12 protein-coding genes are annotated in these 13,777 nt (G+C 51.1%); 11 read left to right on the plus strand and 1 reads right to left on the minus strand.

All coding sequences use genetic code 11. The annotated features are described in order from the left end of the window. Positions 1-202: hypothetical protein (locus tag POTG_RS25050; RefSeq protein WP_036646717.1), on the plus strand; the 202-nt coding region annotated here is incomplete at its 5' end. Positions 203-315: 113 nt separating this feature from the next. On the opposite strand, the gene POTG_RS22270 is transcribed toward POTG_RS25050, so the two are convergent. Then, the gene (locus POTG_RS22270; RefSeq protein ID WP_198136243.1) at positions 316-1,365 is read right to left on the minus strand and encodes a CotH kinase family protein; all 1,050 of its coding nucleotides are present in this window, start codon (positions 1,363-1,365) and stop codon (positions 316-318) included. A gap of 252 nt (positions 1,366-1,617) precedes the next feature. Between POTG_RS22270 and POTG_RS22880 the strand changes: the two genes are divergently transcribed. From POTG_RS22880 to POTG_RS22315, 10 genes are all read left to right on the plus strand, one after another. Then, complete coding sequence (locus POTG_RS22880) at positions 1,618-2,145, plus strand: hypothetical protein (RefSeq protein ID WP_050769834.1); 528 nt, start codon at positions 1,618-1,620, stop codon at positions 2,143-2,145. After that, positions 2,142-2,744 (plus strand): hypothetical protein, encoded by a 603-nt coding sequence (locus tag POTG_RS22280; protein ID WP_036646720.1) that lies wholly within the window; start codon positions 2,142-2,144, stop codon positions 2,742-2,744. The genes POTG_RS22880 and POTG_RS22280 overlap by 4 nt, the downstream gene beginning before the upstream one ends. A gap of 279 nt (positions 2,745-3,023) precedes the next feature. Beyond that, positions 3,024-3,698 carry a hypothetical protein gene (locus tag POTG_RS22285; RefSeq protein WP_009227113.1) on the plus strand — a complete coding sequence of 225 codons (675 nt, stop codon included), beginning with the start codon at positions 3,024-3,026 and terminating at the stop codon, positions 3,696-3,698. 14 nt (positions 3,699-3,712) lie between these two features. Next, the gene (locus tag POTG_RS24125) at positions 3,713-3,862 is read left to right on the plus strand and encodes a hypothetical protein (RefSeq protein ID WP_009227114.1); all 150 of its coding nucleotides are present in this window, start codon (positions 3,713-3,715) and stop codon (positions 3,860-3,862) included. Between the two features lie 44 nt (positions 3,863-3,906). After that, entirely contained in the window at positions 3,907-5,277 is a 1,371-nt protein-coding gene (locus POTG_RS22290) for an arsenic transporter (protein WP_009227115.1), read from the plus strand. 187 nt (positions 5,278-5,464) lie between these two features. After that, on the plus strand, positions 5,465-7,096 hold the full coding sequence (locus POTG_RS22295; protein WP_009227116.1) for a formate--tetrahydrofolate ligase: 1,632 nt from the start codon (positions 5,465-5,467) through the stop codon (positions 7,094-7,096). A gap of 171 nt (positions 7,097-7,267) precedes the next feature. Then, positions 7,268-8,578 (plus strand): ABC transporter substrate-binding protein, encoded by a 1,311-nt coding sequence (locus POTG_RS22300; RefSeq protein WP_009227117.1) that lies wholly within the window; start codon positions 7,268-7,270, stop codon positions 8,576-8,578. A 138-nt stretch (positions 8,579-8,716) separates the two neighbouring features. Then, positions 8,717-10,456: a cache domain-containing sensor histidine kinase gene (locus POTG_RS22305; RefSeq protein ID WP_009227118.1), complete on the plus strand. Its 1,740-nt coding sequence runs from the start codon at positions 8,717-8,719 to the stop codon at positions 10,454-10,456. 24 nt (positions 10,457-10,480) lie between these two features. After that, the gene (locus POTG_RS22310; RefSeq protein WP_009227119.1) at positions 10,481-11,854 is read left to right on the plus strand and encodes an ABC transporter substrate-binding protein; all 1,374 of its coding nucleotides are present in this window, start codon (positions 10,481-10,483) and stop codon (positions 11,852-11,854) included. Then, a complete protein-coding gene (locus POTG_RS22315; RefSeq protein WP_009227120.1) occupies positions 11,848-13,443 on the plus strand; it encodes a response regulator in 1,596 nt (531 codons plus the stop codon). The genes POTG_RS22310 and POTG_RS22315 overlap by 7 nt, the downstream gene beginning before the upstream one ends. The last annotated feature ends 334 nt before the right edge of the window (positions 13,444-13,777 follow it).

A 13,777-nucleotide genomic window follows, 5' to 3' on the forward strand; every position in this document is an offset into this window, starting at 1 on the left:
TCTTTTTGTGTTTGACTTGTGCTTGCCCCGAGCTGGAAACCTGCAAAAGTACAGTTTTTTTCGGAGAAATCTCGATTTCTCGGTCAAAGCCTGCAAAAGTGCAGTTATTTTTCTCGATTTAGGTCAATTCGAGCAAATCGGCCCCAAAAGCCTGCACTTTTGCAGGCATTCCAGGCAAAACGGCCACTCCCCCGCAAAATAACTGTATTTTTGCAGGAATCGTGCAATCGCGTAGAGCGGCGTGTAGGGGCACGCGTGCAAATACCGAAAAGCGCGCCATCTCAGCCTACCTACCGTACCTACCTCATCCCATCACTACTTCTCAAGCTCGCGGAGCAAATATTCACGGCGTTTCGCGATATAATCCAGAATGACCTGACGGTCTGACAGGAGGACATCGGTGGAGTACTTACGCGTGGAATCGGCCATAAGCGCAGGCATCAATGAGGAGTGAAGTGAGTTAATCGTTGGAGCCAGCTGACTCACCGTAAAATGTCGCTCCAGAATCTCCTTCAGTGTCTTGCGATATTGCCTCCGAACCGAGGGGAAGGAGAGCAGCTTTTGGGTCAGCCCGTTGTATCCTTTGATCCGGACGTTGTCGATGTCGCTGAGCTTCCCGTAACTGTTTCTCCCCCAGGTACCCTCGTAATCCCAAGGGCTCATTTGATATTTGAGGCTGCCCTTCTTGCGGAAGATGGCATAGTTTTGAGTAAAGCCGTCAAAGTTGCCGGTGCACACCGCCCCGCCTAACCACCGTAAATACTCCGGAATATCTAAATGCTTCTTCATATAAGCTAGAAGCCTTCGCCCCTTGAGGGTATGAATCCGTTCCACAAAACGCGAGATTCGCGCCAACTCCTGCGAAGTTCCTATCACCAGCTCATAGCCAGAAGCCAGATTGCGCTTACGTTTTCCCCCCTCTCCAATCAGCCGAAAGTTGGCGTTGTTATTGATCGCATAGAGCAGCGAGCTCGTGTTCACCTTCCTTTTGGTAAAAAACGACCGATCTACCCCTTCAATCTCCAGATACAGCCCCTGATTTACTCCATTGATAACAAGGTAAACATGTCTCGTTCTTGGACTCGGGACCCCTATTTTCTCAAAAAAACGAAAAGAGAGTGCGTTTCTCATCATGGTAGGGTCATCCCACTCCACGTTGTAATGGATGCTTCTGTGACCTATGCGAAGCTCGTAGGATTTCTTGTCGTAATAACGGGTGTGTCCACCCCGGTAACGGATTTTGACGTTCTCCTTAATGTTATCCGTCATCAGTAATGCGTTGGCGTATTGGTCATCCCATACGCTTTTTTCTAGCTTTGCTTGGTCTGACCAGCCGATTTGAAGCGAACGAACGGGGAACCTCAACCTGATCACCTTTCTTGCGGAAGCCTGCCGCATTTCACTTTAATATCCAGAATATGCAGGCAGTAGTCGGATGGTCCGCTTTAACCTAGGGCAACAGGGAAGGTTCTTTCTTTGATTCTTGTAGGCAATTCTACTTTAGTTACAGAAGTGGAAATTTATAGATGATAGATATCAGACTAGGACAAAGGTTAGTCATCGACATATGATGTACTACAATTCCCGCTAGGGGGCAAATGAAAGGAGGGGAGGAACGTGGCCTGCTACCAATCGCTGAGTCAATTAATGTATCTCATAGGTAAGGAAGTTTGTATTAATCGTGGTCAACCAGGTTTCATCATTGGCAGATTAGTAAGCATCCAGAATGATTATGTGGCCGTACAAACGAAAAATCGTCGCATACTCTACTACCATTCGGCTTATATTGACAGCTTGTCCGAAACGAGATGGAAGAGAGTCCCGACGAACTACAGCCAAGAAGTTGAAGTGATCATGGCGCCTCGATTTAATGAACTTCTCTCCAGCCTCCTGCACCATCAGATCCTACTAGATATTGGCGGGCCGCAAGTCGAGAAAGGGTTGCTTACCCGTATAGCATTTTTGCTGCCCGAGGTTCTACCTCCGGTTCTGCCGCCGGTTCTTCCTCCCGTTCTGTTGTTGTTGGATCTATTGCTGTTTCGGTTATTGCCGTTTCTGTTGTTGCTATTATTGCTGCTATTGCTGCTATTGTTGCTGCTACTGTTGCTGCTCGAGCGGTTGCGCAGAGTCACACTCTTGATATGATAGGTTTGAACCTGTACGAGTTCATTATTTACAATGAGGTATACACTATCGTTGCCATAATCCGAGATGACCCCTTCGATCTTCTCAGGACCTCCGCGGTTAATTTGCACTTTTTTGTGTTTCAGGGCACGAAGAACGCCATCGAAATTGTACGAACGAATAATGGATTGGCCAGTTCTCCCCATCGTTCCTTTGGTTTTCCCTTTCGTGCCCAAGTTTTGACTAAAGCTCTTCACATGAGCGTTTTTGATATAAACCGTGCCGTCCTTGGCCAGAATGACAAGGTACGGTCTCTTCTGCCGAAGGCGGACCTGGCGGCAGGGGAGATCGCGGCAGAACCGGCGGTGCCGGGACGGGCGGCAGAAACCGCACCCAGGGAAGAGGCGGCACTCAAGGCAGAGGCGGCACGCAGGGCAGAGGTCGCACGCAAGGCAGAGATCACACGCATGGAGACCATTCTCATGATGGATACCACACGCATGGCAGAGAAGGGGACTCTGCAACTGGTGGCAGAAACCGCACGCAAGGCAGAACGCGCGGCGCTGGAACTGGCGGCAGAAACCCGGGAAGAACCGGCGGATTCTCCACTTGGGGTGTAGGTACTGGCGGCTACCAGTGGGGGACCAGAAAGTCGAGCAAAAATGTGAAAAAATCGGCCAAAAAACGGCAAGGAGGATCCTCCAAGGTATCCTCCAAGAAGAAATGGGATCCTTTTCTCTAAGAATGGAACGAAAGCCTTCAGTCATTGAGGCGGTGCCTGGGGCGCCGCCTTCTTTAAAATTTGGGAAAGGACCCGCTTATTCCAGTCGTAAGCGCCAAGCTCACAAATGGCTTGCCTCTCTCCCTCACCACGATGCTCATGATAAAGGAGGTATACGATGCCTATGCTAACTTCTCGCATCGGACAACATATCGAACTCACCATTAGCGGCAGACCACAACTAGACACAGGGCTCTTAATTGATGCAGGAGATGATATCGTCGTCATCTTCAGACAAGAGCGCTATTACTACATTCCAACGAAGCACATTCATCACTTCCGGGTTATTCCATCTCCTGAGAAAGATAATGAGGGAACCTTGTACGAAAACCCGCTGGAATGGGCAGCGGGAGAGTCGATTTCTTTTCGGAAAACGTTATTTAACGCCAGAGGCGTCTTTATGGAAGTTTTTCTGACGGGTGTTCATACGCTTAGCGGTTATCTAACCAGCGTCATGAACGATTACCTTGTATTCTATTCTACGGTTTTTCATACCGTGTATGTCCCATTGGATCATGTGAAGTTAATTATGCCTTATCCGGCCAACAAACCTCCCTTTTCTTTAGAAAATGAAAGATTAAACGTGAAGCCTACCGGTCTGACCTTGGCCCGAACGTTTGAGCAACAACTTAAAAAGATGGAAGGGAGTTTGGCGGTTCTCGATCATGGGGAAGCGCCGGATAAATTCGGGATCGTTCAATCCGTTGATCGAGGTTTGCTTTACCTTGTTTTAGCTGACGGGGAATCGGTGATATGGAATATTCAGCATATTAAGTCTGTCCATTTGCCTTAAGGGGGGAGTAGAAAATGGTTGTCCTTGTATTGATTGTACTTTCGGGGTTGGGACTCTATACGTTGTTAAAACCTTCGGTCAAGGAAGAAACGATTGCCCATGCTCCTGTTGTTGAAGTTCAGCAGGCTGAGTACGAATACCTTGGTCGTGTCAGCGGTAAATAATCGGCCGGCTAGAGCAGAAACAATTGGAGAATGGAGGTGGTCACTTGATAGAGCTTACAGCTGCAAGCTTAACGATTCTCGCATTTGTTCTAACCACCATCCTAATCTTGTGGCGCCCAAGGGGACTCAATGAAGCTTTCCCCTCCACGATCGGGGCTGTCATCGTCTTACTCAGCGGGACAGTGAACTTTTCCGATCTGCTTCATATCGGAGAGACCGTGAGCGGAGCGGCGATCACGATTATGGCGACGATTATTATGGCGCTTGTCTTGGAAAGCTTCGGTTTTTTTCATTGGGCAGCCGAGGGACTTGCTTACCGATCCAGGGGCTCCGGGATCCGCTTGTTTTGGTACGTGAACCTGATGTGTTTTTTAATGACGCTGTTCTTTAATAATGATGGCAGCATTCTCATTACGACACCGATATTACTGCTATTGCTAAGAGAATTTAAGTTGAAAAACCATCAGAAGATCCCTTATCTCTTATCCGGAGCTTTAGTGGCAACAGCCTCCAGCGCCCCGATCGGATTCAGCAACATCGTGAACTTGATTGCACTTAATATGGTTGGGATGAACTTATATACGCACACGATGATGATGTTTGTCCCTGCAATTTTAGGGTTGATTGTGCTGGTAGGTTTACTATTTCTCGTATTCTATAGTCAATTGCCGAAAGAGCTGCCGCCCAGATTGAGGGCACATCCGTTAAAAGCACCGCGATTAAGCCTTGAATCCGATGATGGGTTGGAGCAGGCTGCGCCGTATCGCGAGCCCTTGAAACAAGATACGAAATTTATGCAAAAAATATTGCTATTCGTGCTCATCGTACGCATCAGTTTATTTGTTGCCTCTTACTACGGGATTCCCGTAGAGCTGGCTGCTGTACTTGGCTCTTGTGTATTGCTAGGGTGGAGATGGTACCGTTTGAAGATTCCGCCATCAGATATGCTTCGCAAGGTTCCGTGGCATATTTTGGTTTTCGCTTTCAGCATGTATGTTATCATTTTTGGGTTACACAACATCGGATTAACGAATTTTCTCATTTCGCTTGTAAATCCTCTGATCCACGACGGCATGCTGAACGCCAGCTTGCTCATGGGAGGAGTTATGACGTTACTCTCCATATTTTTCAATAATCACCCTGCTTTAATGATCGGAACGATGACGCTCACCGAAATGCAGCTGGACCCTCTGACGCTAAAGATCTCTTATCTGGCTAGTGTCATTGGCAGTGATATCGGTGCATTGTTATTGCCGATCGGGACGTTAGCTTCGTTGATCTGGTTCCATCTTCTTAGAAAACATCACGTCAAAATTACATGGGATGATTACTTGAAAGTGACGATGATCGTCATCCCGCCTACGCTGATCTTCACACTGGTCCTCTTGCCTTTGTGGGTACAATGGATCTTATAAATCGAACAGGGGCCTGCAGCTTACGCCGAAGGCCCTTGATGTTTTTCCGAAGTAGTGCTGCAATCGGGATTCAGGACGAAATCCATCACGCATATTTCCATCTATTTCATGTACAATAAGGATAAATTCTTTCTATAAGATTTTCGGGATAAAAAAAGAACGAGATAGATGGAGGTAGCGGAGTGGAATGAAGCCGATATTGGAAGTAGCCGCATCGTGTGGAATTGCCGAACAACATATCGAATTGTATGGACGGTATAAGGGGAAAATAGATGCTAGCATCCGAGAAGAGTCTCGCAACCGGCCGGATGGAAAATTAGTGCTGGTGACCGCGATGAATCCGACGCCGGCTGGAGAAGGAAAAACGTTAACGACGATTGGACTAGCCCAATCGCTGAATGCCATCGGGCGGACAACCATTGCGGCGCTGCGGGAGCCGTCGCTTGGACCTTGCTTTGGCATGAAAGGCGGTGCAACCGGCAGCAATAAAGCGCAGCTGCTCCCTTCAGAGGATATCAACCTGCATTTTACCGGAGACCTGCATGCCATTACATCCGCGCATAATTTGCTGGCGGCGATGTTGGATAATCATATTTTTCAAGGGAATGCCCTGCAGATCGACACGGACCGGATCTTGTGGAAACGGGCCATGGACATGAATGACCGCAGCCTGCGGCAAATCGTCGTAGGACTAGGCGAAGGAAACGGGAGCGTGCACGAATCCGGATTTATGATCACAACGGCCTCCGAGGTCATGGCGGTGTTATGCCTCAGTGAGGATGCGCAGGATCTCAAGGACCGCTTGAGCCGGATGGTCGTGGCCCGGAACATGGCAGGCGAGCCGATCACCGCAGCGCAGATTGGCGCTGTGGATGCGATGACCGTCCTGCTGAAGGATGCGATCAAGCCCAATCTGGTGCAGACGGCGGAGGGAACGCCGGCAATCGTGCACGGCGGACCGTTTGCCAATATCGCCCACGGTTGCAGCAGCGTAATCGGTACGAAGACCGCTTTGAAGCTGGCGGATATCGTTGTGACAGAAGCGGGCTTTGGAGCTGACTTGGGCGCGGAGAAGTTCTTCGACATCAAATGCCGGCAGGCAGGTTTGAAGCCGGATGCAGCTGTATTGGTCGTCACGGTGAAGGCGTTGAAATACAACGGCGGAGCGTCTAAGACCGAGCTGGACCAGCCCAATATGGAAGCGCTGCGAGCCGGATTGCCCAACATGAAGCGGCATCTGGAGAACCTTCGCAAATTTGGGGTGCCGGTGATGGTCGCGATTAATCATTTTACCAGTGATACGGAAGATGAGATTGCGCTTGTGAAAGAGGAATGCGCCCGGTTGGGCGTTAAGGCAGAGCTGTCGGACGTTTGGGCGAAAGGCAGTGAAGGCGGCAGGGAGATGGCGTTGGCTCTGCTGGGCATGTTGGAGCAGGAGACCGCACAATATACTCCGCTTTATCCCGATGATCTGGACCTCAAGGCCAAAATCGAGACGGTGGTTAGGGAAATTTACCGCGGCGAGGGCATCAAGCTAAGCGCCAAAGCGGCCGCCCAAATCGAGGAGCTGGAGCGGCAGGGCTTCGGCCGGCTGCCGGTCTGCATGGCGAAGACGCCGTATTCGTTCTCCGATCAGGCGAATCTGTTAGGCGCCCCTGAAGGATTTACCGTACAAGTCAAGGACGTTACCTTATCCGCAGGTGCCGGCTTTGTTGTCGTCCATACCGGTAAAATCGTCACCATGCCCGGGCTGCCAAAGCATCCGGCTGCGGAGCGGATTCATCTTGACGAACGCGGGCAAGTTGCAGGTTTACTATAAATATGGAAAAGAGCGTCCGATTCTTCACGGATTGAAGTGGAGAATCGGCTTTTTGTTGCCTGGGATCGGAAAAATTCCAACCTGAAATCGCAAAATTGCCTCCTCAAAAATCCGCGTTGATTTCGCTAGACTAAAGGTATAAATTCGGATGCAGGAAAGGAATCAACCGCAATGAAGAGAGGAAAATGGTTGGCTGTTCTGCCGGTTGCCGCCATGATGATTTCTTTGCTAGGCGCATACAGCGTGATCAATGCGGCGAATGATGAGGAGAGCATCGCTTCGGGCCTGACCAATGGCAGTCTAGGTTCCCCGATTGAGCTGACGTTCTGGGCGCTGGAAGATGCCCATTACGAAGCGCTGGCCCAGGAATATATGGCGGAGCATTCTAATATTCACATCCGATTCAGCAAGGCAACAGATTCAATCGAACAAGATGACCGCTTAGAGGCAGCCTTGTCCGCTGGGACAGAAACCCCGGATATTTTGATGTTAAATCAGGAGTCCATGCAGCGGTTGATGGATCAACCAGATCGGTTTTATAACCTATATGATTTTGGCGCGAAGAGCATCGAACAGAACTACCTCTATTGGGCGTGGAAGCAAGCGACTACGGCTGACGGTTCCTTTCAAATGGGCTTGCCGGCCGAGGTCCGTCCGACGGTGGTTTACTATCGCGCGGATTTAATGGAACAAGCCGGACTTCCAACCGATCCCGAGGAATTTAGCGCCGCGATCAACAAATGGGATAAATTTGCCGCGGTAGCAAAGCAGTTTACGAAGGAAACCGGAATCCCGTTTGCCGATTCGGCAGAATTAGTGTATAACGGCCTGCGCGACCAATCGACGGACGTGATTTACTTTAATAAGGTTGACGGCTCCTTTATCGCGGACACGAATCCGCAGGTGAAGAAGGCGTACGATTTTACGGTAACAGGCATTCAAGAAGGATGGATTGGCAGCTGGGCACTTGGTTCTCCCGAATGGGAACAAGCGATTCGCGAGGGGAATGTAGGCGTCATTCTCGGCCCAACCTGGATGGAGGACACGATCCGCAGCGCCAAGGCGACAGCCGGCAAGTGGCGGATTGCGCAAATTCCTGAAGGCTCCGGCAGCTGGGGAGGCTCGTTCCTGACGTTGCCGAAGGAAGGGAAGCATCCGAAGGAAGCTTACGAGTTTATTACCTGGTTAACCAACAAGGAGCAACAGTTGAAGTCGTTTCAAGCCAACGGGCAGATGCCATCAATTCCGTCTGTCTATAACGAGCCGGCTTTCCTGGCCGAAGAAGATGAGTTTTTTGGAGGACAGGTGATCTCGGAGGCTTACGCCCGATCGGCGCAACGCGTCAAACCGTTCTACCGTGGTCCGCGGTTTGAGCAAGTTGATTTGAAGCTCAAGAATGCGCTCCAGAACGTGCTTGAGAACAAAGCGAATCCGCATAAGGAATGGGAGAAAGCCATCGCAGCTGCTAGAAACGATGGTTGAACATAGGTCATGAAAGGATACGTTAAAACAGATTCGCAAGGGGCTTGCCCTCTTGCGAATTTCGCTTTGTCGAAAGGTGCAAGGGAATCTGCTGGGGTATGAAGAATAATAGAGTAGGAGAAACATAGGAGGAACGAAATGAAGCTTCGTCGAAAAATCTTGCTGGCTATTATTCTTCTCGTCTTTATTCCCGTCATTCTGATGGGCTCCATCTCGTATTACAGCTTCTCGCGGGCCATGGAGAATAAATCGAATACCTTCTATTGGGTCTCCTTGCTTGAAACCGACCGCAAGCTGAAGTTTGCGTTAAACGAGGTGACGACCGTCTCGAACTCGGCGATCGCGCAGCCATTAATCCAGCAGTTGGTGAAGCAGCCGAACTTTGCGGTGACCTATGAGCAAAAGCAGGACATCAACAACCTGATCAACCACCCGATGATTACATCGTTTGGCCTGTATTCCAAGGACAAACTGCAGTACCAGTTTAATGAGGCGATGTCCCTTCAGGAATTGAAGCAGCAAAGCTGGTATGGGGCGATGGAAACCGCCGAAGGCCGCCCGGTTTGGGTAGGGCCGGGGGAGAACGGTTCGGCCGCCTCCGGGAAGCCGGTGCTGATTCAAGCCCGATTAATTAAGGATTACTACTCTCTGGAGGATATCGGCGCGTTAGTGATTTACGTGAAGCCAGATATTTTGGATCAAGTGTTTTGGGATGCTGTGACGTTAAAGCAGGGCGATATCTTGCTCGTGAACAAGCAGGGGAATATCGTGTTCGACAAGTCCGGCTCGTATATCGGAGAGCGCACGGAATTTCCTTTCCTGACCCAGGAGGAGCCGGAAGGGAAAGGGTATTATACCACCAAATATCAAGGCGAACCCTCGCTGATCACCTACTTGCCTTCACATAACAAGGATTGGTATCTTGTGGCCATTACGCCCAGTAAGCTGATCGCTTCGGAATCGAACTCGATCCGCAACATCGCGATTGTGTTGGTGCTGGTGTCGCTGATTTCGGCCTTTCTGTTCGACCGGTTTTTCGTCCGTCGATTGGTGCGCAGCATCATCGGTGCGGTTAACGGGATGAAGCGGGTGCAGCAGGGGATATTTGTGCCGATTACCTCTTCCGTGCGCAGCGAAGACGAAACGGATTTGCTCGTCGATGGCTTTAATCGGATGAGCACGCAAATCTCTGAGCTGATTGAACAGGTAGAGACCGAGCAGGCAAGGAAGAAGGAGTTCGAGCTTCAGGCGCTGGTTGCTCAGATCAATCCTCATTTTATTTATAACTCGCTGGAATCGATCAATTCGCTGGCGGTTTTGCAGGGGAACAAGGAGATCAGCAAAATGGTGGTCTCGCTCGGCAAGCTGCTGCGCATCAGCATTAGCGAAAACCAACAACTTATTACGCTGGCCATGGAAATGGAGCATGTGCGGCATTATCTGGATATTCAGAAGTTCCGCTTTGAGGAGCAGTTCGACTATCAGATCGAAATCCCCGAGTCGCTGAAACACTATTTGACCCAGAAGCTGATCGTCCAGCCAATCGTGGAAAACGCGCTGTACCATGCGATCGAGCCGATGAAGGAAAAAGGGCTGATCTCGATTACAGCGAAGGAAGATGACCGGGATATTATGATCGATGTGACGGATAATGGGCCGGGCTTCAGCTTGGATCGGCTGATGAATTTGTGGAGCAAGGACGAAGGCAATAAAAACTACCGGGGAACCGGGGTTGGACTTCGAAATGTGCATGAGCGGTTGCGCATCCGGTTTGGCAGCCGCTACGGCATCCTGATCTGTTCATCTCCCGGACATGGCTCGACCATCCGCATCCGCATTCCGAAGCTTCTCCACGATTTGGCAGCGGCGAAACGATAACGACGGAGGAAGGAGGCGGTTGACATGAAAAAATGGTTTTTGAACTGGGGCTGGATCGCCGTCTACGCCGTAGTGCTGGCAATCTCCGTGTTGATCATCGCGGGCGCCGGTCACGAGCCAATCGAGGAGAAGCAGACCGAGAAGGTCACTTTAACCTTCCGCCACTTTTGGATTAAGGAGCATGACCGGCAGATGCTGAACATCGTCGAGGACGTTGTGGCCAAGTTCCAAGAGACGCATCCCAACGTCAAGGTGAACTTCGAGGGAATGGACCAGACCGTCCACCGCGAGCAGAAGCTGAAGAGCGAAATGGTTACCGGGACGCCGCCCGACATGTTTGTGTTGTTTGGGGGAGCTGAAATCGAGCCTTACGTCCGCTCCAACCGGCTGATGGACTTAACGGATTTCGTAGAGGAAAATGGGCTTAAGCAACAGTTTCAGGATTTGCATTTATGGACCTTCGACAATCATATTTACGGGTTGCCGATTGAAGGGAATGCGGAGCCGCTGTTTTATAATAAGGAAATCTTTAATGACTTGGGCTTGGAGCCTCCGGAGACGCTGGAGGATTTGAACAAGGTTATAGACGTGTTGACCGTTCACGGGATCACGCCGTTTGCGCTGGGTAACGAGGAACGCTGGCCGGCGGCTATCTTCGCCCATTATTTGATGGACCGGTATGCCGGGCCGGGGCTGATCAATGAGCTGGTGCAAGGCGACGAGTCGTTAAGCTTTCAGAACCCCTATTACTGGAAAGCTTATAAGCAATTGAAAAGTTGGATCGATGAGAACGCCTTCTACGAGCCGGCCAACGACCTGTCAACGGAGGAAGCCATCGAACGGTTCACCAGCGGTGAGGCGGCGATGTACCTGAACGGGAGCTGGGACATCAACCTGTTCCACAACGAGAAGGCGCCGGCAGGCTTTCAGAATCAGGTCGGCGTGATCCCGTTCCCGTCGCTGACGGAGGGGGGCAGCCGCTCGATCGCCGGAGGGTATACCATCGGAATCGGATTATCCTCCAATCTGGAGGAGGCCAAGTGGGAAGCGGCGCAGGAGCTGCTGAAGGCTCTTTATTCCGAAGAGGTGCAACGGCGTATCGTTTATGAGGCTTTGCGTATTCCTTCGATGAAGATTACGTATGACTCAGAAAAAACGGGACCGGTGTTTGCTCAAGTAGTTGAAATGATGGAACAAAGCAGCCAAAGCTTTGTCCCTTACGATAACGTGCTTCCTCCCGAGGTAAATAAAACGTTCCTCAAGGTATTGGAGGAAATGATCAGCAAGCGGACGAAGCCCGAGGAGGCGTTGGAACAGATTCAACAAACGTCGGCGCAATATTGGCAGCTTCGCAGAAGCTCGTTGCCGGCGGAGACGGCTGGAGGTGCAGGATGGTAGCACAAGGTGAGAAATATCGGGTCATTTTGGTGGACGATGAACCGGTGATTTTGCGAAGTTTGCGAGTCGCCGTGCCCTGGGAGGAACTGGGCCTGGAAATCGTCGGAGAAGCGCGGGGAGGCGAAGCAGCGCTGGAGCTCATCCGCGAGCTGTCCCCGCATATGGTCATCAGCGACATTCGCATGCCGGGGATGGACGGAATCACGTTGATGAAGGAAGTGTTGGCGGAGAATGCCAATCGGCTGTTTATTTTCGTCAGCGGCTACGGGGAGTTTGAATATGCCCGCGAGGCGTTGCGGGAAGGAGCGTTTGATTATCTGCTGAAACCGATCGACCATGACGAGCTGATCGAGATGATCCGGCGGGCGAAGAGAACGTTGGAGAAGCGGGCGGAGAACGATAAGCTGCTGCACTCGGTGCAGGTGTTGTCGATGCTGGCGAGGGAGCGGATGTTTGCCGAATTTATCGAAGGCAACCAGAGCCAAAGTCATCTGCAGCATATGCGCTGGCTGGAGAACAGCGAGCTGATGCAGGACTATTTTATGGCGGTGATCCAACTGGATCATTTCGTCAAGCTGAACGAGCAGTGGTCGCCGGAGGAGCGGCGGCTGTGGTTATTTGCGATGCGCAACATTTTGGGGGAATGGTCGGTGGCGCATGGGGCGCTGACGATGTTCCCTTTTCACGCAGGGGAATGGGTGTTGCTGTTCCCGAGTACGCTCTCCAGCCAGAAGGAGGAGCTGGGCAGCGATGCCGTCCGCCAGATTCAGCTCTATACCAAGCTGTCCTGCTCCATCGGGTTCAGCCAAACGGCGGCGGGGCTGGAGCGGTTGAGCGAGGCGTACCAAAGCGCCACAAGGGCGTTGTATCAGCGGTTTTACAGCGACCGGGCGGGCGTGTTCATCGATCAACCGAGCCGGGAGCCCGGGGCCGATCGGGAGGCCAAATATCCGAAGCACCTGGAAGCGGTGCTCCTGGACAGCATTCGGACGCTGAACCGGGAGCGGCTATTGTCCGCATTGGATGAAACGAAGCAATATCTCGAAGAGCAGGCCTTCTCGAAGGAAGCCGCCGAGCGGATGATCGTGGAACTGACAGTGGTCATGTTCCGGCAATACGAGCAGATGCACCTGCTGTCAGAGTGGTCGCTGGAAGGCTTGCTGCAGGAGCTGCAGTCCCTCGGAACATTGAGTGAAATGATCGGGCTGCTGAAAGCGAACTTTGGCCGGTGGATCAGCGAAAGCCGCGAGAGCCAGATCAAGGACAACGTGCAGAATGTGATCGCCAAGACGCAGGAGTACATTTTAAGCAACTATCATAAGGACCTCAGCATGGAGGAAGTCGCAGAGCGCGCCGATTTGAGCATCAGCCATTTTTGCTTGCTGTTTAAGCAGGTGACCGGCTACACGTTCCTCGAGTATTTGACGGAATGCCGTATCGAAAAGGCCAAGTATATTCTGAAGAACAGCCAAGTCAAAGTGTACCAAGTCGCCCCGATGGTAGGTTATCAAGACCCGCGTTACTTCACCCAGGTCTTTAAAAAAGTAACCGGCATGACGCCAACGGAGTATAGGGAGGCAGGGGTGTAGGGTGTATGGGGGGGCAGTAGCATGATGTCCTGCCTCGCTCGGTTGTCCCGATTCCTGCAAAAATACAGTTTTTGAGTAACTTTTATCGTAAAATAGCAAAAAACCTGCAAAAGTGCAGGCTTTTTGTTCGTTTAAAGCGAAATTGCGGATTTTCGAGAAAAATAACTGCACTTTTGCAGGCATTTGCTCAAAATAGCCATTTTGGCTCGAAAAAAGATGTACATTTGCAGTTTTCTATAGCCGTTTCCGGCGGAAGAAAGCGACGAAGCCTGCAGCGGCTAGGAGCACCAGCAAGGAGATGCCGGTGATCAGCGCTTCGCTGCTGCTGCCAGCT

This window comes from Paenibacillus sp. oral taxon 786 str. D14 (genome assembly GCF_000159955.1).
Classification (GTDB): domain Bacteria; phylum Bacillota; class Bacilli; order Paenibacillales; family Paenibacillaceae; genus Fontibacillus; species Fontibacillus phoenicis.

Excerpts from the sequence above, each read along its gene's own strand:
- POTG_RS22280 (WP_036646720.1), top strand. The coding sequence starts at position 2,142 with ATGATAGGTTTGAACCTGTACGAGTTCATTATTTACAATGAGGTATAC.
- POTG_RS22285 (WP_009227113.1), top strand. The coding sequence starts at position 3,024 with ATGCCTATGCTAACTTCTCGCATCGGACAACATATCGAACTCACCATT.
- POTG_RS24125 (WP_009227114.1), top strand. The coding sequence starts at position 3,713 with ATGGTTGTCCTTGTATTGATTGTACTTTCGGGGTTGGGACTCTATACG.
- POTG_RS22295 (WP_009227116.1), top strand. The coding sequence starts at position 5,465 with ATGAAGCCGATATTGGAAGTAGCCGCATCGTGTGGAATTGCCGAACAA.
- POTG_RS22300 (WP_009227117.1), top strand. The coding sequence starts at position 7,268 with ATGAAGAGAGGAAAATGGTTGGCTGTTCTGCCGGTTGCCGCCATGATG.
- POTG_RS22305 (WP_009227118.1), top strand. The coding sequence starts at position 8,717 with ATGAAGCTTCGTCGAAAAATCTTGCTGGCTATTATTCTTCTCGTCTTT.
- POTG_RS22310 (WP_009227119.1), top strand. The coding sequence starts at position 10,481 with ATGAAAAAATGGTTTTTGAACTGGGGCTGGATCGCCGTCTACGCCGTA.
- POTG_RS22315 (WP_009227120.1), top strand. The coding sequence starts at position 11,848 with ATGGTAGCACAAGGTGAGAAATATCGGGTCATTTTGGTGGACGATGAA.